The sequence below is a fragment of the Polaribacter sp. 2305UL8-11 genome (genome assembly GCF_058147165.1).
In genome coordinates, this window is the sequence record NZ_JBYVJW010000128.1 from 1 (window position 1) to 233 (window position 233).

The 233-nt window shown below is 32.2% G+C and carries 1 protein-coding gene; it reads left to right on the forward strand.

The features are described from left to right. Positions 1 to 233, forward strand: a 233-nt coding sequence (locus tag ACY2RW_RS16455; RefSeq protein WP_490123798.1) for an RNA polymerase sigma factor, incomplete at both ends; no start/stop codon positions are given.

A 233-nucleotide genomic window follows, 5' to 3' on the forward strand; every position in this document is an offset into this window, starting at 1 on the left:
GCTTTTAGTGAGTTGCTTGATGCGTATCAAGAGCGTTTGTATTGGCATATTAGAAAGTTAGTTCCTACGCATGAACACGCTGATGATGTTTTGCAAAATACATTTATTAGAGTGTATAAAAGCATAGGTCAATTTGAAGGAAAAAGCTCTTCACATACTTGGATGTATAGAATTGCCTACCATGAATCTATGCGTCTTTTAGAGAAAAATAATAAAAAATCTTTTGATAATAT